The 21,748-nt window shown below is 72.2% G+C and carries 18 protein-coding genes; 8 read left to right on the top strand and 10 right to left on the bottom strand.

Annotation, left to right across the window (positions count from 1 at the left end; genetic code table 11):
- Positions 1-141 precede the first annotated feature (141 nt).
- Complete coding sequence (locus ACZ6WH_RS15930) at positions 142-1,755, top strand: AMP-binding protein (RefSeq protein WP_469728903.1); 1,614 nt, start codon at positions 142-144, stop codon at positions 1,753-1,755.
- Positions 1,756-1,867: 112 nt separating this feature from the next.
- Here the strand turns inward: ACZ6WH_RS15930 and ACZ6WH_RS15925 are convergent, their stop codons facing one another.
- The 4 genes from ACZ6WH_RS15925 to ACZ6WH_RS15910 are packed head-to-tail and all read right to left on the bottom strand — an operon-like array spanning position 1,868 to position 5,467.
- Positions 1,868-2,368, bottom strand: coding sequence for a LutC/YkgG family protein (locus ACZ6WH_RS15925; protein WP_469728901.1), 501 nt, complete (start codon positions 2,366-2,368; stop codon positions 1,868-1,870).
- Complete coding sequence (locus tag ACZ6WH_RS15920) at positions 2,365-3,900, bottom strand: lactate utilization protein B (RefSeq protein ID WP_469728899.1); 1,536 nt, start codon at positions 3,898-3,900, stop codon at positions 2,365-2,367. Before ACZ6WH_RS15920 ends, ACZ6WH_RS15925 begins: the two co-directional genes overlap by 4 nt.
- Entirely contained in the window at positions 3,897-4,658 is a 762-nt protein-coding gene (locus ACZ6WH_RS15915; RefSeq protein ID WP_469728897.1) for a (Fe-S)-binding protein, read from the bottom strand. The genes ACZ6WH_RS15920 and ACZ6WH_RS15915 overlap by 4 nt, the downstream gene beginning before the upstream one ends.
- Positions 4,659-4,687: 29 nt before the next feature.
- A complete protein-coding gene (locus ACZ6WH_RS15910) occupies positions 4,688-5,467 on the bottom strand; it encodes an IclR family transcriptional regulator (RefSeq protein WP_469728895.1) in 780 nt (259 codons plus the stop codon).
- A 121-nt stretch (positions 5,468-5,588) separates the two neighbouring features.
- Between ACZ6WH_RS15910 and ACZ6WH_RS15905 the strand changes: the two genes are divergently transcribed.
- The 6 genes from ACZ6WH_RS15905 (at position 5,589) to larB (ending at position 13,168) form a co-directional block, all read left to right on the top strand.
- Positions 5,589-7,031 carry an MFS transporter gene (locus ACZ6WH_RS15905; RefSeq protein WP_469728893.1) on the top strand — a complete coding sequence of 481 codons (1,443 nt, stop codon included), beginning with the start codon at positions 5,589-5,591 and terminating at the stop codon, positions 7,029-7,031.
- 291 nt (positions 7,032-7,322) lie between these two features.
- Positions 7,323-8,234, top strand: a complete 912-nt coding sequence (locus tag ACZ6WH_RS15900; RefSeq protein ID WP_469728891.1) for a YceI family protein — start codon at positions 7,323-7,325, stop codon at positions 8,232-8,234.
- A 113-nt stretch (positions 8,235-8,347) separates the two neighbouring features.
- Positions 8,348-10,132, top strand: coding sequence for a pentapeptide repeat-containing protein (locus ACZ6WH_RS15895; protein ID WP_469728890.1), 1,785 nt, complete (start codon positions 8,348-8,350; stop codon positions 10,130-10,132).
- Between the two features lie 109 nt (positions 10,133-10,241).
- Positions 10,242-11,549, top strand: coding sequence for a lactate racemase domain-containing protein (locus tag ACZ6WH_RS15890; protein WP_469728888.1), 1,308 nt, complete (start codon positions 10,242-10,244; stop codon positions 11,547-11,549).
- 10 nt (positions 11,550-11,559) lie between these two features.
- Positions 11,560-12,432, top strand: coding sequence for an ATP-dependent sacrificial sulfur transferase LarE (larE, locus tag ACZ6WH_RS15885; protein ID WP_469728886.1), 873 nt, complete (start codon positions 11,560-11,562; stop codon positions 12,430-12,432).
- The gene (gene larB / locus ACZ6WH_RS15880) at positions 12,425-13,168 is read left to right on the top strand and encodes a nickel pincer cofactor biosynthesis protein LarB (protein ID WP_469728884.1); all 744 of its coding nucleotides are present in this window, start codon (positions 12,425-12,427) and stop codon (positions 13,166-13,168) included. Before larE ends, larB begins: the two co-directional genes overlap by 8 nt.
- A gap of 49 nt (positions 13,169-13,217) precedes the next feature.
- On the opposite strand, the gene larC is transcribed toward larB, so the two are convergent.
- The gene (gene larC / locus ACZ6WH_RS15875) at positions 13,218-14,447 is read right to left on the bottom strand and encodes a nickel pincer cofactor biosynthesis protein LarC (protein ID WP_469728883.1); all 1,230 of its coding nucleotides are present in this window, start codon (positions 14,445-14,447) and stop codon (positions 13,218-13,220) included.
- A 115-nt stretch (positions 14,448-14,562) separates the two neighbouring features.
- Positions 14,563-15,744, bottom strand: a complete 1,182-nt coding sequence (locus ACZ6WH_RS15870) for an isoaspartyl peptidase/L-asparaginase family protein (RefSeq protein WP_469728881.1) — start codon at positions 15,742-15,744, stop codon at positions 14,563-14,565.
- 235 nt (positions 15,745-15,979) lie between these two features.
- On the opposite strand from ACZ6WH_RS15870, the gene ACZ6WH_RS15865 reads away from it, so the two are divergent.
- Positions 15,980-17,935: a beta-N-acetylhexosaminidase family protein gene (locus ACZ6WH_RS15865; protein ID WP_469728880.1), complete on the top strand. Its 1,956-nt coding sequence runs from the start codon at positions 15,980-15,982 to the stop codon at positions 17,933-17,935.
- Between the two features lie 43 nt (positions 17,936-17,978).
- Here the strand turns inward: ACZ6WH_RS15865 and ACZ6WH_RS15860 are convergent, their stop codons facing one another.
- From ACZ6WH_RS15860 to ACZ6WH_RS15845, 4 genes are all read right to left on the bottom strand, one after another.
- Positions 17,979-19,013: an ABC transporter substrate-binding protein gene (locus tag ACZ6WH_RS15860; RefSeq protein ID WP_469728878.1), complete on the bottom strand. Its 1,035-nt coding sequence runs from the start codon at positions 19,011-19,013 to the stop codon at positions 17,979-17,981.
- A gap of 27 nt (positions 19,014-19,040) precedes the next feature.
- Positions 19,041-19,919, bottom strand: a complete 879-nt coding sequence (locus ACZ6WH_RS15855) for an ABC transporter permease (protein ID WP_469728877.1) — start codon at positions 19,917-19,919, stop codon at positions 19,041-19,043.
- Positions 19,864-20,709 carry an ABC transporter ATP-binding protein gene (locus ACZ6WH_RS15850; RefSeq protein ID WP_469728876.1) on the bottom strand — a complete coding sequence of 282 codons (846 nt, stop codon included), beginning with the start codon at positions 20,707-20,709 and terminating at the stop codon, positions 19,864-19,866. The genes ACZ6WH_RS15855 and ACZ6WH_RS15850 overlap by 56 nt, the downstream gene beginning before the upstream one ends.
- 140 nt (positions 20,710-20,849) lie before the next feature.
- Positions 20,850-21,722 carry an MBL fold metallo-hydrolase gene (locus ACZ6WH_RS15845; protein ID WP_469728874.1) on the bottom strand — a complete coding sequence of 291 codons (873 nt, stop codon included), beginning with the start codon at positions 21,720-21,722 and terminating at the stop codon, positions 20,850-20,852.
- Positions 21,723-21,748: the final 26 nt, after the last annotated feature.

The following is a 21,748-nucleotide window of genomic DNA, read 5'->3' as shown; positions in this document are numbered from 1 at the left end:
GCAACCAATTCCCGGGGCGGGGGAGCTCACTTGTGCCGGGTGCGCCGCCATGCGCCGTGCCGGCCCTGGGCACCACCGACCAACGGAGTACCACCACCGGGGTGCCGGGACGAGCGCGCGCCGGTGTCAGGAGGACGATTCATGCCTGCCGAGGCAGCCGCATCCCAGACCACCCCCACAACCCCCCACGACGGCCAGGGCAGTTCGCCGGAGGACGGGTTCCGTACATACGTCGAGGACAACCTCGACGCGCTGGCGGCCGACCCGGACCGGGAACTGCTCGTGCACGGCGACCGCCGGCTGACCGCCGGTCAGTTCTGTGACCTGGTACACCGTATGGCACACGCCATATCGGCGCAGGGCGTCGAGCGCGGCACCACCGTCACGCTGCTCAGCGGCAACCTCCCCGAGGCCATCGCCGCGCGCTACGCCGCCAACCTCGTCGGCTGCCGCGTCAACCACCTCTACAACAAGCTCTCCGCCGACGTGCAGGCCAACATCGTGCGCGACGTCGAGACCCGGGCGCTGATCGTCGACCCGCGGCTGGCCGACCGCGCCGCCGAGCTGACCGAGCGCGCGCCCGTGCCGACCGTGCTCACCCTCGGCGAGGCCAAGCGGGAGGTCGGCCGGGACGTGCTGGCGCTCGCCGCCGAGCAGACCGCCGAGCCGTTCGAGAGCACCGCGCGGCCGGACGACATCTGCAACATCCGGCACACCGGCGGTACCACCGGCCACCCCAAGGGCATCGTCACCACGTTCCGGCAGCTCAACCGCATGCGCCGGATGATGCCCGAGCAGGCCGAGCAGGGGTACACGCCCAAGCAGCTGGTGTGCACCACCATCGCGCACGCCGCCGGCATGCTCGCCGACGTGATGTTCCTCAGCGGCGGCACCGTCGTCCTGCACGACGACTTCGAGCCGGCCGAGGCGCTCGCCACCATCGAGCGCGAGAACATCACCCATCTCTTCCTGCTCCCGCCGCTGGTCTACCAGCTGATGGACCACCCGGACTCCGGGCGCCGCGACCTGTCCAGCCTGCGCGCCCTCACCTACGGCGGCTGCCAGTCCTCGCCCGCCCGCATCGCGGACGCGGTCCGCCGCTTCGGCAAGGTCCTGGTGCAGTTCTACGGCCAGAACGAGGCCGGCGGCATCAGCGTGCTGCCCGCCGAGGAGCACGACCCGGAGAACCTGGAGCGGCTGCGTTCGGCCGGCAAGATCCTGCCGGGCGTCGAGGTGGCCATCCGCGACACCGACGGCAAGGACCTGCCGGCGGGCGAGCTGGGCGAGATCTGCGTCCGCTCGGCCGGCACGATGACCGGCTACTGGAAGCAGCCCGAGCTGACCGCCGAGGTGCTCAAGGACGGCTGGCTGCACACCGGTGACGTGGGCTTCGTCGACGCCGACGACTACATCACCGTCGTCGACCGGATCAAGGACATGATCGTGGTGGTCGGCGGCCACGTGTACACCACCGAGCTGGAGGACCTGCTCAACTCGCACCCGAAGGTGCTGCAGAGCGCCGTCTTCGGCGTCCGGGACGCGGACAACATGGAGCAGGTGCACGCCGCGGTCGTGGCCGCGCCGGACAGCGGCCTGGAGGCCGAGGAACTGCGCGCGTCGGTGCGCGAGGCGCGCGGCGCGATGTACGAGCCGGCGAGCATCACCTTCGTCGACGCGCTGCCGCTGACGGACGCGGGCAAGCCCGACAAGAAGCTGCTGCGGCAGCAGGCCGAGGCCGCGCGCGACGCCGGCTGACCGGCGCCCGCCGGCCGGGCCGGCCGCGCCGGTGCTCCTGTACGCGTACCTGCCCGTACGGGAGCACCGGAGGCCGCTCGGCAGGCCGTGACGGGCGCCGGTGCCGGGCCCGTCACACGTCCGGGTAGACCGCCACCCGCACCGCGCGCGGCCCGTGCATGCCCTGGATCATCGCCGATTCGATGTCGCCCGAGCGGCTGGGCCCCGTGACCAGCTGGAGGCCGGACGGCATGGGGTCGAGCCGGCCGAGCGCCGCGATCAGCGCCGCGTAATCGGCGTGCAGCCGGGAGAGCGGTACGACCGCGAGATGGGTGCCCGGGAGTACCGCCGTGCCGCGCGGGCGGCCGGGCGCGGGGCCGAGCGCGAGGGTGCCGGTGTCCGCTGCGGCCCCGAGCACGCCGGTCACCCCGACCTCGGCGTCCCACGGGTCCCGCGGCCGCTCTCCGGCGACCTGCAGGCCCGCCAGGTCCGGATGGTCGTCGACGAGCACCGGGCGGTCGCCCGCCCACTCCCGGACCAGCGCCAGCGCCTCGCCGTGCGAGGCGGTCAGCTCCGCCCGTCCGCCGGCCTCCGCCAGCCGGTCGCGGAACAGCTCCGCCGACTGCTGGTTCATCCCTGCCTCCCGTCGCCCTGCCTGCTCTCCTCGTACCGCCGGAACCAGCGGCGGAAGGCGCCCGCCTCCCGCAGCGGTGGCAATGCCCGGCCCTCGGCCCAGGCGCGGCCGGGCCCGGGCAGCCGGGCCACCAGCCGGTCGGGGAGCAGCCGGCCGGCCAGCCGGGCCGCCGCCATCGTGGCGCGGAAACCGGCCTTCGTACGCCAGGCCAGCGCCCAGGCCCGCCAGCCCGCGCGGGCCGTCCGGCCGGCGGGCCGTTCGCTCTCGTGCCGCGCGCGGAGGTCCACCAGCAGGTCGGGGATCGGGATTTTGACCGGGCAGGCGTCGTAGCAGGCACCGCAGAGCGAGGAGAGGAACGGCAGGTCGGAGTCGGTGCCGGGGTCCCCGATCAGCGGGCTGAGCACCGCGCCGATCGGACCGCCGTACACCGCGCTGTACGGGTGTCCGCCGCCCACCGTCCGGTACACAGGACAGGAGATCTGGCAGTTGCCGCAGCGGATGCAGGCGAGCACCTCTTCCTGGGGCGTACCGAGCGCCTTCGTACGGCCGTTGTCGAGGATGACGAGGTGCACCTGCTCGGGCCCGTCGGTCTCGCCTTCCCGGCGCGGCCCGTTGACCAGCGTCTGGTAGACGGAGACGCGCTGCTTGGTGGCCGCGTCGCAGAGCAGGGGGATGAGGACGCCGAGGTCGGCGAAGCGCGGGATGACCTTCTCGACGGTCATCACGGCCACGTGGACGCGCGGCTGGGAGGTCACCATGTCGACGTTGCCCTCGTTGGTGACCAGGGCGAGGGTGCCGGTGTCGGCGGCGGCGAAGTTGACGCCGGTGATGCCCATGTCCGCGGCCTTGAAGTCGGCGCGCAGCCGGGTGCGCGCGAAGGAGGCCAGGTCCTCCGGCTCTCCTGAGACCTCGTCACCGGCCAGCTGCCCGAAGAGATCCGCCACGTCCTGCCGGGACTTGTGCAGCGCGGGCCCGACGATATGGCTGGGCCGCTCGTCCGCCAGCTGGACGATGTACTCGCCCAGGTCCGTCTCGACCACCTCGACGCCGTCCGCGGTGAGGTGGGAGTTGAGGTGGATCTCCTCGGTGGCCATCGACTTGGACTTCACCGCGAGGCGGACGCCGTTCTCGCGGGCGATCCGCCCGATGACGGCGCGGGCCTCGGCGGGCGTGCCGGCCCGGTGCACCACGCCGCCGTTCCGCTCGACGCTCCCGGTCAGCTGCTGGAGGTACTTCTCCAGGTCGGTGAGGGTCTCGCGGCGGATGGCTGCGCCCTGCTCGCGGAGCCGGGCCACCTCGGGGGTCCACGTGCCGACGTGCCGTTCCTCGTTCAGCGCGGCGAGGCGGTCGTGGGTGGGGCGGGCGGTGCGGACGGTCAGCGCGTCCCGGGTGATCAGCGGCAGCGGGCGCCGGTGCGGAGGGATCTCGCCGGCCGCCCACTCCGGGCGGTCGGGACGGATGCGCTCACGGCCGGCGAGAGCGGAGGAGCGCTGCCCGGCCGTGTCGGCGCCGCCACGGGGTCGCTCGGTCATGCGGGCACCTCCGCCGGGACGAGCGCGTCGCGCGCCAGCTCCGCGAGGTGCCGGGTGCGGACCGGCGGCCCGGTCTTCCGCGCCCGGCCTTCCAGGTGGAGCAGGCAGCCGGGATCGGCCGAGACCAGCCAGTCGGCGCCCTCGGCAGCGGCCGAGCGGAGCTTGGTGTCGGCCATCGCCACCGACACCTCGGGGAACTTCGCGGCGAAGGTGCCGCCGAAGCCGCAGCAGGTGTCGCAGCCCGCCATCTCCCTGACCTCCAACCCCTCTATTCTGCCGAGCAGTTGGCGTGGTGTGCGGCGCTCGCCGAGGGTGCGTGTCAGGTGGCAGGAGTCGTGGTACGTGACCGAGCCGGGCAGCCGGAAGCGCAGCTCCGTGCCGTAGGCCATCACGAACTGGCTGAACTCATAGGTCCGTTCGACGAGCGCGCGCTGTTCCGAGGTGGGGGTGCGGAGCCGGCCGAGGTGGTGGTGGAGGTGGGCGGCGCAGGAGCCGGAGGGGGTGACCACCGCGTCGTACGGTGCGAAGATCCGCAGCCAGCGGTCGAGCAGTGCTCCGGCCTCCCCCGGGTGCCCGGAGTTCAGCGCGGGCTGGCCGCAGCAGGTCTGGCCGCGCGGCAGTTCCACCGTGACGCCCATCGCCGCCAGCACCTCCACCGTGGCGCGGGCCGGACCGCCCGCCGCCAGGTCGCCCATGCACGAGGTGAACAGCGCGACGCGCTCGGGGCGGGGCCGGGCGCCCGTGTCCGCTTCCGTCATACGACTCCTCCAGTTCCGTACCGTCGAGCTCAGGCCATCACCGACTCCACCCGCCGCGCCGTGTCCCGTACCGCGTCCGCCAGCGCCAGCACCTCGTCGCGGCCGATGACGAAGGTGACGGTGGAGACGCTGACCGCGCCTACCGTGCGGCCGTCCGGGGTGTGGACGGGTGCGGCGAGGCAGCGCACGTTGGGTTCGTTCTCCTCGTCGTCCAGGGCGTAGCCGCGCTCCCGTACGCCGGCCAGTTCGGCGGAGAGCGCGTGGAGGGTGGTGAGGGTGCGGTCCGTACGCCGCTCCAGGCCGGTGCGGTCCACCAGCTCCGCCAGCGCCGCCGCGTCGAGCCCGGCGAGTATGCACTTGCCGATCGCGGTGGAGTGCAGGGGCTGCTGCATGCCGACCCGGGAGAGGAACGCGAACGGCTGCACGCCCTCGACCTTGTGGGTGTAGACGATGCGGTCCCCGCTGCGCAGACCCACGTGGATGGTCTGGCCGATCCGGTCCTGCAACTCGACCAGGACCGCCTCGACGGTGGTGTGCCGGCGGCCGCGGGCGACCGCCGCGCCGACGCCGCTGGCGGTCGGGCCGATGCCGTAGCGCCCGCCGGGGTGCGCCACCGCCCAGCCCTCGGCGACCAGCGTGCCCAGCAGGCGGTGGGCCGTGGGCTTGGAAACGGCGGCGCCGGCGGCCAGGTCGGCGAGGCGCAGCGGCTCCTGTGCATGGCAGAGCGTCTCGATGAGCCGCAGCACTTTGCGGGGGCCCGCGCCGTCGTTGGGTCTGCCGGAATCCGTCTGTGCAGAACTCGTTGACACGTCTTCGAGGCTAGGGCTAGCTTCCCCCGATATTCCACCCCCCTGAACGACGTTTCGCCAGGCAGAACGGGCGGAACGGCGGAACATCCCTGGATCATTCGTGCCGACGTCAGGAGAATCCGTGCCGACTCAGGCGGAGATACGGCAGCTGTCCGACCGGGCAGCACAGCACGTCCTCAGCAAACAAGGCACCGATACGGGGCGGCGCACCGGCTGGCTCATGATCTCGACGATCCTGATCGAGGCCTGGGACCTGTACGCGATCTCGTTCCTGCTGCTGTTCGTCAAGAACGACCTGCACCCCAGCGCCGCGATGCTCGGACTCGCCTCCGGCGCGGTGCAGTTGGGGGCGCTCATCGGCGCGCTGGGCGGGGGCTGGGTCGCCGACCGGATCGGCCGGCGCAAGGTCTTCATCATCACGATGGCGCTCTTCGTGGTGCTCGCGCTCAGCCAGTCCTTCGTGACCAGCATGTGGCAGCTGGTCGCGGTCCGGTTCCTGCTCGGCATCCCGCTGGGCAGCGACATCTCCACCGGCTACGCGTACATCATGGAGACCATGCCCAAGGGTAAGCGGGAGGTGATGGGCAACCGCTGGCAGGGCATGTTCGGGCTCGGCGAGATCGCCGCCATCGCGGTGATCACCGTGATGTACCTCAGCGGCATGGACCACGGCCTGCTGTGGCGGATCGGCCTCGGCCTCGGCGCGCTGCCGGCCCTCGCGCTGCTCATCGGGCGGCTGGACGTGCCGGACACCGCGCTGTGGCTGGTGCAGCGCGGCAAGTTCAAGAAGGCCAAGGCCGTCGCGAAGGAGATGTTCAACGACGACCTGGACATGCTGCCGGACGAGGACTTCGTCATGGAGCGGCCGCGCACCCGTGACTTCCTGAAGAGCATCTGGCAGGACCCGGTGCGCCGCAAGGCCAGTGTGTTCGCGTGGATCTCCAACGCCATGCAGGGCGCCGAGTTCGCCGCCTTCGCCTTCTATCTGCCGGTCATCCTCGTCCTCACCGGCGTCTCCGGCATCGGCGCCACCAACTTCGTCACCGGCGCGATCTACATCATCGCGACCGTGGCGGGCTTCGTCGCCCCGCAGATCACCCCGAGGATCGGCCATCGCGGGGTGGCCCGCGTGGGCTACGGCATGGCGTTCGTCTCGCTGCTGCTGGCCGCGCTCTTCCTGCACCTGGAGTGGCACGTACTGGTGCCGCTGGCCGCCGCCGGCCTGATGTGGGGCCACTACTGGGACGCGTCCAACGGCATGACGATCGCCTCGATGGTCGCGCCGAGCCGGTACAGGGCCACCGCCTCCGGCTTCGGCTACCTCTTCGTCAAGCTCGCCTCGTTCGTGTCCATCTTCTTCTTCCCGATCCTCTTCACCGAACTGGGCGTGCCGCTGGCGACCGTGATCGTCTCGCTGCTCTCGCTGACCGGATACCTCGCGGCCACCTACATCCTCCCCGAGGTCTACGGCTATGTGGAGCAGGAAGCGGGCGCCGGGCCGGACGCCGTCCCATCGCCGCCCGGTACCGCGGCACTTCGCGACTCCGGCGAGCCGGCCGCGTAAAGAAACGGTGTACGAGGAGTGAACGTTCCGGTCCGGCGCTCAGTGTGCTGATCAACAGCGGTGCCGCGAGCGCCGGACGCCGGGAATGCATGGGATGAATCGCTTCTCCTGCTCGGCAGTTCATGCCGATCCGCCCGAATATGGGCAGGTCAGTGGCCCGGGGTGAGTGAGCGGCAGCAGGCGGCGCATGAAATCGTGGGCACAGGGACGGTCCTGGTCACCGTCACCCCCCTCTCCCACGGCCCCGACGCAGGGGTCTTGTTGACATGCACCGCGTAGAAAGGTGATGGCATGCCCATCGCACTGCTCCGGAGGAAGCGGGCCGCCCGAGGCCCGCGCGGAGCCGGCCTCCTGCACCCCGTCCCCCCGGGTGCGGGTGCCTTCAACTGTGAGGTGCTCGACCCGCTCGGGGAGCCCCTGCCCCAGGCCGAGGTCACCGTCACCTCGGCACACGGCGGGCAGGTGGTGGCGAAGCTGACGACCGACCCGTACGGTCTGTTCTTCGTGACGCTGCCCGTCGGCCGGTACAGCGTCCTGGTCTCCGCCGACGGACTGCAGCCGAACCGGCAGACCATCGACGTCAGGGAAGGCGAGACCCTGCCCCTCTCGTCGATCCGCCTGGACTCCTCCGAGCCGCCCGAGCTGCCGCAGCCCGGCACCTGGCTCTTCGACCCGCCGCACACCGCGATCCGGTTCATCGCCAAGCACGTCGGCATGGCCAACGTGCACGGCCGGTTCACCCGCTTCCAGGGCGGCATCCGGGTGGCCCCCGACATGGCCGACTCGCGCATCGAGGTACGCATCGAGGCGGCGAGCATCAACACCGGCAACAACACCCGGGACGGCCACCTGCGCTCGGCGGACTTCCTGGACGTCGAGAACTACCCGTACCTGCACTTCGCCTCCACCCGCTTCATCCACAAGGGCGGCCAGAAGTGGGTCGTGCAGGGCGTCCTGGAGATGCACGGCGTCAGCCGCACCGTCAACCTGGACACCACCTACCTCGGCGCCGTCAACGGCGGCTACGGCGAGGAACTGCGCTGCGCCGCCCTGGCCAAGACCGAGCTGCACCGCGAGGACTACACCCTCAACTGGCGCAACATGCTCGCCCGCGGCATCGCCGTCGTCGGCCCCACGGTCAAGCTGGAGCTGGACCTCCAGGCGATGTACCGCAGCGCGGACACGCCTACTCCGCCGGACTAGTCGGCCCGACCGCGGTCCCGACGAGCGCGCGACAGGCCTGCGAGACCTCGCGGGCCTGTTCTCGCGTTCCGGGGGCTCGCGGGCGCCGGTGCGCGTTGTGATGGGATCGGCGCATGGAATCAGCGATGCCGGAGTGGGATCATTGCGCGGCAGGAGCCACGCAAGCCGACGCGACAGGCTGCCGCGGCCGCAAGGCGGAACGGTACAGCCGCTGCGTCGCCCACCTGGAGCAGCCGGAACTCCTCGATTTCCTGGCGACGTTGTCCGCGGCGGCGGACGTGGATTTCCGCGGCGTCACCTTCGACGCATCACTGCTCGGGCGCATTCTCGATGCCGTCAAGGCCCCCACCGACGGCAAGCCCGTTTTTGGTACCGCCGACTTCACCGAAGCACGGTTCTCGGGTTTCACGCCCCTGCGGGGCGTCGAGTTCCGCAGCGAAGCGAAATTCGACGGGGCGCGGTTCGACGGGTCCGTCGATTTCAGCCGCTCGGTGTTCCGTGCGGGAGCGAGCTTTGCCCACTCGGTCTTCGAGGGCGAGGGGTCCGTCGTCTTCCACGAGGCGGCTTTCGAGGGCGGGGTGCAGTTCTGGGACGCGGATTTCTCGCACGGCATCGGTGTCGTGGGAGCAAGGTTCGACGGTTACGCGCAGTTCGGCGGGGCGCGGTTCCGGGGCGAGTCGTATTTTCAGGGACTCTCCTTTGCCGACTCCGTCGAGTTCGAACACGTCACCTTCGAGGGCGCGCTGTACCTCCTCCACTCCGAAGTGTCCGGGTTCATGTCCTTCGCGCATGCGACATTCCTTGAACACGTGGTCATCGGGCCCATATCCGGGGCCGATCACTTGGAAATGGTGCGTGCCAATTTCCGCGCGCCGAGTGAAGTGACGGCCTCCGCTCGCCGCATCACGTACACGGACGTACGGCTCGAAGAGCCGGCTGTGCTGGAAGCCTCTTCGACAGCGGTGGAGCTCGACGGCGCCGTCCTCCTCCAGCCCCTCACCGTGGCATCCAGGCCGGCTGCGGAGTCCCGCGCCGAAGCGGGCGGCTTCGGTATGGCCGCCATTGTCTCCCTCGCACGCGTCGACGCCGTCATGCTGTTCCTGCACGAGGTCGACCTCCGGCGCTGTTCCTTCTCTCGCGCCCGGCACCTGGACCAGATCCACATCGAGGGCGAGTGCCGCTTCGCTCAGCCGCCATCCCCAACGGGCCCGGGCAACGCGTGGCCGTTCCGCTGGACCCGGCGCAAGGTCCTCGCGGAGGAAGGGCTCTGGCGTGCCCGGCGTGGACCTCGGCGCGGCCGGCCGGGATGGCTTTCCTCGGTCGTGGCGGAGGAATCCGGTACCACCCCCGGTGCGGCGACCGTCGAAATCCTGTACCGGAATCTGCGAAAGGCCCTCGAAGACGGGAAGGACGAACCAGGGGCCGCCGACTTCTACTACGGCGAGATGGAGATGCGCCGGCACAGCCGTGGCTGGCGCACCACGGAACGGTGGCTGCTCCAGGCGTACTGGCTGCTGTCCGGCTACGGGCTTCGCGCGGCCCGCGCACTGGGGTGGCTCTCCGTAGCCATGTTCCTCACGATCCTGCTCATGATGGGATACGGCCTGCCCGACGCGTCCCCTGCGCAGAGCGCCACCGGCACGGTTCCCGCGGGCGGCGGCAGGGTCACCTTCAAGATCGACAAGGACGATCCGAAGAACCCGACCGGCCGCCGGTTCACCGGCGAGCGGCTGGAGAAGGCGCTGACCGTCACCCTCAACTCGGTGGTGTTCCGCTCCAGCGGCCAGGACCTCACGACCGCGGGTACCTACATCGAGATGGCCTCCCGCTTCTCCGAGCCGGTCCTCCTCGGCTTCGCGGCTCTGGCCGTGCGGGGTCGGGTCAAGCGGGGGAGCTGAACTCCTCGCGCTGCGGGTGGGCCACCACCGCAATGGCGTGTGCCGAGTGGGGTGCGGAGCAGCGCCCTGCCTCTTGCGTCCGGGGCCCGCGCTCGGAGATCGTTCCGTCATGAACGAGTACGTGCATCCGGCGGACGACGGCGGGGCGGCACCGGGCGATGCCCTGTGCATCGGCGGGCCCGGGGTGGTCCTCGACGACGCGCAGGTCACGGAGTTCGTCACCCGGGCGCTCGACGGGGCGGACCTGGGCGGGCGGAGTGTCTGCGTCGTGGTGCCCGACGGGACGCGGAGCTGTCCGCTGCCGCTGCTGCTCTCCGCCGTGCACGGCGCGCTCGCCGGGCGGGTGAGCCGGCTGACCGTGCTGATCGCGCTCGGCACCCACGCCGCCATGGACGAAGCCCGGCTGGCGGAGCATCTGGGCTACCAGGAGGGCGGGCTCGCCGCGCGCTATCCGGGCATGACCGTACGGAACCACGAGTGGTGGGACCCCGACACCTTCGTCTCGCTCGGCACCCTCTCCGCCGACCGGGTCGGCGAGCTGTCCGGCGGGCTGCTGCACCACGCCGTCGACGTCCGCCTGAACCGCGCGGTCGTCGACCACGACGTCACCCTCGTGCTCGGCCCCGTCTTCCCGCACGAGGTCGTCGGCTTCTCCGGTGGCAACAAGTACTTCTTCCCCGGCGTCGCGGGCGCCGACATCATCGACCTCTCGCACTGGCTGGGCGCCCTGATCAGCAGCGTGGAGATCATCGGCACCCGCGGCATCACGCCCGTACGCGCGCTCATCGACGAGGCCGCGGCCCTCATCCCCGGCCGCCGCCTCGCCCTCTGCGCCGTCGCGCAGTCGGGGACGGACGCGCTGCACTCCCTCGCGTACGGCACACCGGAGGCGGCCTGGGCAGCGGCGGCCGAGGTCTCCGCCGAGACCCACATCCGTTACCTGGACGCGCCCGTGAAGCGCGTCCTGTCGGTCATGCCGGAGAAGTACGAGGACATCTGGACCGCGGCCAAGGGCTTCTACAAGCTGGAGCCGGTCGTCGCGGACGGCGGCGAGGTCATCCTCTACGCGCCGCACATCACGCAGCTCTCCGCCATGCACCCGGAGATCGGCGACATCGGCTACCACTGCCGGGACTACTTCACCAAGCAGTGGGACCGCTTCAAGGACCTGCACTGGGGCGTGCTGGCCCACTCCACGCACCTGCGCGGCGCGGGCACGTACGACGCGGAGGCCGGGGAGGAACGGTGCCGGGTCACCGTCACGCTCGCCACCGGCATCCCCGAGGACGTCGTACGCGCCGCGAACCTGAACCACCTCGACCCGGCGGACATCGACCCCGCGGCCTTCGCCGCCGACCCGGAGACCCTGGTCGTGCCGCACGCGGGCGAGATCCTCCACCGGCTGCGCACGAAATGAGGAGCGGTACATGACCTTCGCTCAGCTCCCGGAGCTCACCGGCGCGGACGCCGAAGCGGCCGACGCGGTCGCCGCGCTGCTGCGCGACGCCGCCCCGCTCGGCGTCGCCTTCTCCGGCGGCGTCGACTCCTCGCTGCTGCTGGCGCTCGCCGTACGGGCGCTCGGTGCCGAGCGGGTCGTCGCGGTCCTCGGCGTCTCGCCCAGCCTCGCCGCGGACGAGCGGGCCGGGGCCCACCGGGTGGCCGCCCACATCGGCGCGCGGGTCGTCGAAGTCACCACGTACGAAGGGGAGTCGGCGGCCTACCGCGCCAACGGGCCGGACCGCTGCTTCCACTGCAAGGACGAGCTGTTCACCAGGATCTCGGACGAGGTCGCCGCCGAGCACGGCCTCGCGGCGGTCGCGTACGGGGAGAACGCCGACGATGCCCGCCGCCCGGACCGGCCCGGCAGCCGCGCCGCCACCGAGCACCGGGTGCTGCGGCCGCTCGCCGAAGCGGGCCTGGACAAGGCCGCCGTACGCCGCCTCGCCCGCGCGCTCCGGCTGCCCTGCGCCGACAAACCCGCCGCGCCCTGCCTGGCCTCCCGCATCCCGCACTTCGAAGAGGTCTCGCCCGCCAAGCTCGGGCAGATAGAACGGGCCGAGAAGGCGCTGCGGGGACTGGGGTTCAGCGACTGCCGGGTACGGCACCACGGAGAGGTGGCGCGGGTCGAGCTGCCGGTCGCGGAGATCGCCCGGGCCGCCTCCGACGAGCTGCGCGAGGCGGTACTGAGCGCCGTACGGACGGCAGGCTTCCGCATGGTCGCGATCGACCTGGCGGGTATCCAGTCCGGCGTGTTCACCCTGCCGCTGGTGGGCATGACGGGAGGCGGCCGTGATGTCTGAGAACGCGCCGGGGCCCGAGGCGGCGATGAGCGGGGCGACGAGCCTCGCCGGGTTCGCCGAGCTGGATCATGACCGGGCCGCGCGGCGTGGATATCCCGAGGCGGTCTACTGCGAGGGCAAGACGGCCGGTCAGGTCGCCGCCATCGCGGCCGCGGTGCGCGAACGGTACGCCGGAGCCGGGGACATGGGCCCCGACATACCGGTCACCCTCTTCACCCGGGCCGACGACACGCACGCCAAGGCGGTGCTCGCCGAACTCCCCGACGCACGCCACGACACGGAGGCCCGGTTGCTCGCCTGGCCACCGGGGCCGCCGACCGCGACCGGCGGCAAGGTGACCGTGGTCTGCGCCGGTACCTCCGACCTCCCCGTGGCCCGGGAAGCCCTGCTCACCGCCGTGTACCTCGGCCGGCAGACCGAATTCGTGGCGGACGTGGGCGTCGCCGGGCTGCACCGGGTCCTCGGCAAGCTCGACCTGCTGCGTTCCGCGCGGGCCGTGGTCGTGGTCGCGGGCATGGACGGCGCGCTGCCCAGCGTGGTGGCCGGGCTGGTCGCGGCGCCGGTCGTCGCCGTGCCCACCTCCGTCGGGTACGGTGCCGCCTTCGGCGGCCTCGCCCCGCTGCTGGCCATGCTCAACGCCTGCGCCCCGGGCGTCGCCGTGGTCAACATCGACAACGGCTACGGCGCGGGCCACCTGGCAGCCCAGATCGCGGCACCGTTTCCCGCCGCGCCCTGAACCGTGCCGCCGAAGCCCCGCCCGCCCCGTGGCGGCCGTTGGCAACGCATCAGGCCCCGCCGGGCAGCGTCGCGCCCGGTACCAGGCCGGCTGATACGGCTGCCGCGACCGCGGCGTCAAGGAGGGTGGCCGCGGGGAGGCCGCGGTCGGCGGCGAGGGTGGCCACGTCGTCGAACTCGGGGGTGGCCCGGACGATCACTCCGCCGCGGTGCGCGACCTTGACCGGCAGCTCGGCGCCGTCCGCCACGGTGACGCGTACCCACGTGCGTTGCAGCGCGGTCTTCCGTACGGCCGACTCGCGCACCCCGATGGTGCTGGTCTCGCGGAAGATCAGGTCGCGCAGCGCGTCCGCCCGCTGTCGTGGGGCCAGTACCCGCAGCGTGTGCGCAGGGCGGCCCTTCTTCATGAGGATCGGTACCAGCCAGGCGTCCGAGGCGCCGGCCGCCAGCAGTGAGGCGAGGACGCCGGGCCACAGGCGCGGGTCCAGGTCGTCGACGTTGGCCTCCAGGACGGTGGCGGACGTCTCCTCGTCCGTGCCGGCCGCCGCGGCCGCGGGGGTACCGATCACCACGCGTACCACGTTCGGGCGGCCCGGGGTGTCCCGCGTGCCCGCGCCCACCCCGGTCGCCTCGGCCCGCAGCCGCGGCAGTTCGCCGCACTCCGTGGCCAGCGCGGTCACCAGCGCCATGCCGGTCGGCGTGGCCAGCTCGCCGGCGCCGCCGCCCACCACCTCCCAGCCCGCCGCCAGTTCGAGCACGGCGGGCACCGGCACCGGCAGGTCGCCGTGGGCAGTGCGGACCCGGCCGGAGCCCAGGGCGGCCGGGCTCGCGGTGATCCCGTCGATGTCCAGTTCGTGCAGCGCGGCACAGACCCCGACCACGTCCGCTATCGAGTCCCAGGCGCCGACCTCGTGGAAGTGCACCTCCTCGACCGGTACGCCGTGCACGCGGGCCTCCGCCGTCGCGAGCCGCCCGAAGACCGCCAGCGCACGGTCGCCGACCCGGCCCGGCAGCCCGGCCTCCTCGATCCGGCCCCTGATGGCGCGCCAGGTCCGGTGCGGATGGTCCTCGGCGAGCGGTTCGACGCAGACCCTGGTGGCGCGCAGCCCGGCGCGGGTGACGGCCGACCGGGTCAGCCGTACGGCGCCGGGGATCACCGCGTCGATCGCGTGCTGCACGGCCTCCGGCGCGGCTCCGGCGTCGATGAGCGCGCCGAGCAGCATGTCCCCGGCGACGCCGGAGGTGACGTCGAGCCAGGCGTCGCGGTGCGGCGCGGTCATGCGGTCGGCTCCCGGCGGCCGGACGGACGGAAGTGCGGCGTGTCGGACATGCCATTGATCCTATGGACCTCACACGCGCCGTGCGACCAGGTCTTTCCTGCCGTACCCGGACGGATCAGGTGTTCGGCGGGGTCTCGTCCGGGAAGATCTTCGTCACGATCGTGCCGTCCTCGGTGAGGTAGGCGTGCAGCATGCCCTCGCTGCTGTGCGGCGCGTCGAAGGTGCCCTTGCCGTCGAGCGCGATCACCCCGCCGTCGCCCCCGAGCTTCGGCAGCCGCTTCACCAGCACTTCGTACGCCGCCGCTGCCACGTCCTTGCCGCCGAACTCCATGAGGTTCGAGATCGTCGCTGTCGCGGCGCCGCGGAGGAAGATCTCGCCGTCGCCGGTGGCGCTGGCCGCGACGGTGCCGTTCTTGGCGTACGTACCGGCGCCGACCACGGGGGAGTCGCCGATCCGCCCGGACATCTTGTTGGTCATTCCGCCGGTGGAGGTGGCGGCGGCCAGGTTGCGCCGACCGTCCCGCGCGACCGCGCCCACGGTGCCCTTCGCCTGCTCGTCCGCGAGGGCCGCCGAGGAGCGGGCGCCGGCGGCCGAATGGTCCCCGCCGGCCTTCTTCTTGGCCGCCATCAGGGCGTCCCAGCGGGCCTGCGTCCAGTAGTAGTCCTGCGTCACCGTCGCCAGGCCGTTGCGGGCCGCGAAGTCGTCGGCGCCCTCGCCCGCCAGCAGCACGTGCGGCGACTTCTCCATGACCAGGCGGGCGGCGGAGATCGGATTGCGGACGTGGCGCACCCCGGCGACCGCGCCCGCCGCCAGGTCCGAGCCGCGCATGACCGACGCGTCCAGTTCGTGCCCGGCGTCCGCGGTGAAGACGGCGCCCTTGCCCGCGTTGAACAGCGGGTTGTCCTCCAGCGACCGGACCGCGGCCTCGACCGCCGAGACGCTGTCGCCGCCCCGGTCCAGCACCTTCTTGCCCGCCCGTACCGCGTCCGCGAGGCCGTCCCGGTACGCCTTCTCCCGCTCGGGCGAGGTCTCGTCGCGCTGCAGCGCGGTGCCGGCGCCGCCGTGCACCGCGAGCACCACGTGCCGGGCGTCGGGCCGCGCCTTGCCCTGCGGTGCCCCGGCCGCCGCGAGGCGCCCGGCGGCGGGCCCGGCCGAGGCGTCGCCGTCCCCGCGCCCGCCGCCCGTGGTTCCGTACGGCACGGTGGTCAGCAGCCCGGCGGCCACCGCGGCGGCGGCCAGTACCGGCAGGGTCCAGGGGCGGGTCAGGAGCTTGCCGGTACGTGGACGGGTGCGCATGCGTCCTCCTCGCCGTTCGGTGGGCTCGACCGTGGAGCGGATGCACCGTACATGCGGATGTGGTGCGTGTGCACCAGGACGAAACGGGCGCAGAAAAGTCCAAGTCCCGACCGGCGAGGCGGCATTGACGTCCGTTCCCGCATGTCGGAGGCTTGCGGACGGTTCCAGGCACCGGCTCCGCTTCCCTTCATGGACCGGCCGCGCACTCGCAGTCCGCCACACCTCCGGAGGCCACGTGACCGTCTTCGCCAGATCGCTCACCGGCTCGCTCGCCGTGCTGCTCGCCGCCGCCACGCTCGGTGCCGCGCCACCGGGCGGCGCGGCACCGGAAGCCGGCCACGAGCGGCCGCTCCCGGTGATCTCGCCGACCCCGCAGCACATGACCCGGGTCTCGGCCGACGTCCCGCTCGGCGGCCGCGTCCAGGTCGTCGTCGGGAAGGACACCGACGAGGCCGCGCGCCGGCTGCTCCTCAAGACACTGCGCGCGCACGGCGTGCATGACATCGATGTCAGCACCCGTGCCGACCGCCACGCCGCACTCACCGTGCTGCTCGGCCCGGCCGCACGCGCGGACGTCGCGGCGGCGCTGCGCGGCACCGACGTACCGGACCACGCCGAGGGGTACGCGCTGCGCGTCGCCGACCACCGGTCGCGGCAGGCCACCGTCGCCCTAGGCGGCACCGACGCCGCCGGCCAGTACTACGCCGTGCAGACCCTGCGCGGCCTGATCGCCGAGGGCCGGATCGCCGGCGCCTCGGTCTCCGACTTCCCGGCCATGCCGCTGCGCGGCTCCATCGAGGGCTTCTACGGCTCCCCGTGGACCCATGAAGAGCGCCTGGACCAGATGGACTTCCTCGGCGAGGTCAAGTCCAACACCTACGTCTACGCGCCCAAGGACGACCCGTACCACCGCGAGAAGTGGCGTGATCCCTACCCCGCCGACAAGCTCGACGAGCTGGGCGCCCTGGTGCAGCGCGCGACCGCCCACCACGTCCGCTTCACCTTCGCCGTCTCGCCCGGCAACTCCATCTGCTACTCCGACCCGGCCGACGTCAAGGCGCTCATCGCCAAGCTGGAGTCGCTGTACGGCCTGGGCGTCCGCTCCTTCTCCGTGCCGCTGGACGACATCAGCTACACGAAGTGGAACTGCGCGGGGGACGAGAAGAAGTTCGGCGCGCCGGGCCGCGAGCCCGCCGCCGAGGCCCAGGTCGGCCTGCTCAACGAGGTCCAGCGCGCCTTCATCGCCACCCACGAGGGCACCAACCCGCTCCAGATGGTGCCGACCGAGTACGGCGACCTGACCGACACCGCGTACAAGCAGAAGCTCCGCTCGGCGCTCGACAAGGACATCGAGGTGATGTGGACCGGCACCGAGGTGGTGCCGTCGGAGATCACCAACGACCAGGCCGCCAAGGCAGCCGAGCTGTTCGGCCGCAAGGTCTTCGTCTGGGACAACTACCCGGTCAACGACTTCGACAAGACCGCGGGCCGGCTGCTGCTCGCCCCGTACGACAAGCGCGAGGCCGGCCTCTCCGACCACCTCAGCGGCGTCGTCTCCAACCCGATGAACCAGGAGGCGGCCAGCAAGCTCGCCGTCTTCACCATCGCCGACTTCGCCTGGAACGACCGCGGTTACGACGTGCGGCGCTCGGCCCGGCAGTCCGCGCTGCACCTCGCGGGCGGCGACCCGGGGACCGCCGACGCCGTACAGACCTTCGTCGACCTCAACCACCTCGCGCCCGGCTCCACGCCGACGCCGTGGCAGCCGCAGGCCCCGGTGCTCAGCGCCCGGCTGGCGGCGTTCTGGAAGGCGTACGACAGCGACCCGGAGGCGGCGGTGGCGAAGCTGCGCCCGACGGTCGACGGCATCGCCCGTGCGCCGCGGGTGATCCGCTCCGGGGTGTCCGACGAGCTGTTCCTGCACGACGCCGACCGCTGGCTGGACGCCACGGCGCTGTGGGGCTCGGCGATGCGGCACGGCCTCGCCGCGCTGACCGCCGTGCAGGACGGCGACACGGCGGGGGCCGCGAAGGAACGTGCCGCCATGGACGCCGACGCGAGCGCCGCAGGCAGGATCACCTCCGACCCGGAGGAGACCCGCCCGCACGGCGCGGTCAAGATCGGTGACCCGTTCATCGGCGACTTCCTCGCCAAGGTGCGCGAGCTGCAGGACGCGGCGGCGCAGGACTGACCGGAGGCCGGGGTGCCCTCGTACGGGAGCACCCCGGACCGCCCTACTTCACATACGCGTTCGTGTAGGTCTTCTCCAGGTCGACGTCCGCCTTCGCGATCTCCGGCGTGAAGGCGGACAGCACCTTGTGCACCGCCGCCGCGCCGTCGGCCCGGATCCGGCCGTCCTTGGCGTACGCGTCCTTCGCCTGCGCGATGGCCTTCTCGTAGACCGCAGGATCGTCACCGGCGTACTGGCGCGGCATCTTCGCCGCGATCTCCTTGGCGGAGTGGGTGTCGATGTACTTCAGCGCCTTGAGGACCGCCTTCGCCAGCTTGCCGGCCTGGTCGGGATGGTCCTCCAGCCAGTCGCGGTCGGAGTAGAGGACGGCGGCGGGGTAGGTCGAGACCCCGAAGTCCTCCTGGACGCCCTTCTCGGTACGCGTGTCGGTGAGCAGCTTCACCTTCTCCGCGCCCACCCGCTTCTGGAGCTGGGAGACCGCCGGGTCGAGCATGACGGCCGCGTCCACCCGGCCCTGCTCCATCGCCGCGACCGCCGTGGAGTCGCCCCCGATTCCCTGCACGCTCGCCGCGTCGGCCTTCATGCCGTGGTCGGTGAGCAGCTTCTTGAGGAAGAAGTCGGTCGACGAACCGGGCGCGGTCACGCCGACCTTCGCGCCCTTGAGGTCCTCGACCGAGTCGATCTTCTTGCTCGCCCCGGGGGAGACGGCCAGCACCAGCGAGGGGTAGCGCAGCATGTTGACGAACGAGACCACGTCCCGGTGCTTGGCCTGCATCTGGATCGTGTGGTCGTAGTAGCCGCTCACCACGTCCACACTGCCGCCCTGCATCGCCTGCAGCGCCTTCGAACCGCCCTGCAGGTCCTCCAGCCGTACCTGGACGCCCGCCTCCTTGTAGTAGCCCAGCTGCTGGGCGAGCGTGGTGGGCAGGTAGACCAGCAGCGGCTGGCCGCCGACGCCGATGCGGACCGCGTCGCCCCCGCCACCGGACGAGCAGCCCGAGACGGCCGCGAGCGTGGCGAGGCAGGCAGCCGCGGCCACGGCGCTGCGCAGGGGGCGACGGGCGGGATGGTGCGCCATGAACTCTCCTGGAGGAAGGGGGACGGGTCAGGCGTGGCCGCGCTCGCGGGCGGGCTGCCAGCGCAGCAGACGGCGTTCGACGCGGTTGACGAGGAGGTCGATGACGACGACCACGGCGGAGAGCACGACCATCCCGGCGAACACCCCGGTCGTGTCGAACGTCCCCTCCGCCTGCGCGATCAGGTAGCCCATGCCTTCGGACGCGCCGAGGTACTCGCCGACCACCGCGCCGACGATCGCGAAGCCGACGCTGGTGTGCAGGCTGGAGAAGATCCACGACATGGCGCTGGGCAGCAGCACGTGCCGGATCAGCTGGCTCTCCTTCGCGCCCAGCATCCGGGCGTTGTCGACCAGTACCCGGTCCACTTCCCGTACGCCCTGGTAGGTGTTGAAGAAGACGATGAAGAAGACCAGCGTCACGCCGAAGGCGACCTTCGACCAGATGCCGAGCCCGAACCAGAGCAGGAAGATCGGTGCCAGGACGACCCGCGGCAGCGCGTTGAGCACCTTGATGTACGGGTCGAGGACGGCGGCCAGGGTGCGGGCGCGGGCCAGCAGGAAGCCGATGCCCAGGCCCAGTACGCCGCCGATGACCAGCGCGAGCGCCGCCTCCAGCAGTGTGGTGAGCAGATGCCCGTAGATCTCGCCGCTGCCCAGCCACTTGCCGATGCGGCCGGCCACGGCGGCGGGGGAGCTGAAGAAGAACGGGTCCACGACGCCGGTACGGGCGCCCAGCTCCCAGCCCGCGACGAGCAGGACGGCCAGGCCGAGCTGGGCCGCGAGCACGGCGGGCCGGGACGGGCCGGTCCGGCGGCGGCGCGGGGGCCCGGCAGGCCGTGGCGACGTGGCGTCAGCCGGCGTCCTGGACAGCTCCGGCGCCCGCGGTCCCGTGGGAAGCGCGCTCATAGGTCCTCATCACCTCGTTCCTCAAGTCCGCCCAGATCGCGCCGTACAGCTCGGTGAAGCGCGGCGTGGTCCTGATGTCGAGAAGGTCGCGCGGCCGGGGCAGGTCGACCGGGTACCGGCCGACGACGCCGCTGCCGGGACCGGCCGACAGCAGCACCACCTCGTCCGACAGCGACACCGCCTCCTCCAGGTCGTGGGTGACGAAGAGGACCGTCTTGCCGCTGTCGGTCCACAGCGCCAGCAGCTCGTTCTCCATGACCTGCCGGGTCTGCACGTCCAGCGCGCCGAACGGCTCGTCCATCAGCAGGATGTCCGGATCGCCGATCCAGGTCTGGGCGACGGCGGTGCGTTTGCGCATGCCGCCGGAGAGCTGGTGCGGGTAGGCGTTCTCGAAGCCGGTCAGGCCCACGCGGCGGACCCACTCGTGGGCCCGCGCCAGGCGTTCGGCCTTGTCCACGCCGGACAGTTCGAGGCCGAACGCCACGTTCTGCACGACGGTCTTCCAGGGCAGCAGGGCGTCCTGCTGGAACATGTATCCGGCCCCGCGGTTCAGGCCGTGCAGCGGTTCGCCGCCGATACGGACCTGCCCGGCGGACGGCTCGCGCAGCCCGGCCACCGCGTTGAGCACCGTGGACTTGCCGCACCCCGTGGGCCCGACCACCGAGACGAACCGCCCCGGCGCCACCGTCAGATCCACCTCCCGTACGGCCGTGTAGTCGCCCTCGGCGCCCTGGTACGTCATCGTGACGCCGCGCAGCTCGACGGCCGCGCTGTCGTCCCCGACAGCCATCGGCACCCTCCGTTCAGCGGGACCTGAAGATCACTCGCCGGTCATGATTGGTCACCGCACCGTGATCGCGCAACGGTCCCGCACGACGAAAGTCGGTCAGGACGTCTCACGAGGGGGAGGGGCCGCGTGCGCGGCCGGTGTCACCAGCGCATCGCGGTGAAGTCGACCGGCCGGGGCGTCAGTCGCCGCGTACGCGCCACAAGGCCGCGCAGCCGCTCCGCCATCCGGTCCGCCGGCAGGTGCTTGCGGTCGCCGTGGCCGGGCAGCAGCCACTCGAAGCGCAGCTGCCCCGCGGTACGTGCCAGGGAGGCGGCCAGCTCCTCGATGGAGTACCAGGTGACGCTCTCGGCCACCTCGACGTCTCCCGTCGTGCGGGACCAGTAGAAGCTGTCCCCGCTGAAGCAGTACCGCTCGTCGGCGACGTACAGCACGCTGCCCCGCGTGTGGCCGGGCAGCGGGTGCGCGACCAGCCCCGGGCCGATCTCCACGCGCTCCGTGCCGCGCAGCACCCGGTCGGCGTCGGGCGCCGCGTCCAGGTCACCCTCGTGGATCCAGAGCCGGGCGCCGAAGTAATCCGCGTACTGGCGGCCGTGTGCCGCGTGGTCCCGGTGGGTGAGCAGGACGTCGGTGACCGGGCCGAGCGCCGCGTACTTCGCGGCGAGCACCTCGCTCCAGCGCGGGGTGTCCACCAGCACGAGGTTTCCCGCCGGGCGGCGTACCAGGTAGGAGTTGGCGCCGGCGGTCTGCCGCGAGTTGTGGCCGCAGAGCGAGACGGCCGCGTCGAGGGCCAGCGGGAACGGGTCGAGCGCGGGATCGAGGCGCCCGGAGGCGGGGCGTACGGAGCGGGTCGGGCAGGCGAAGGCGGCGGCGTGCACCGCCCGGTCCTCCGCCGCGTCGCGCGGCTGGCGTACCACCTTGGACCGCCGGCCGACCCGGTCGATCAGGCCGGGCGCGAGCTGCCTCGCGACATCGCAGTCGGTGCAACGGTCGTCCACGTACCAGTCGTTGTCCATGGCGCCAGTACAACGGCCGGGCGGGG

The organism is Streptomyces sp. NPDC050806 (assembly GCF_055586425.1).
The sequence above is the reverse complement of the archived record's forward strand: the minus strand, read 5'-3'. Positions and strand labels throughout refer to the sequence as shown.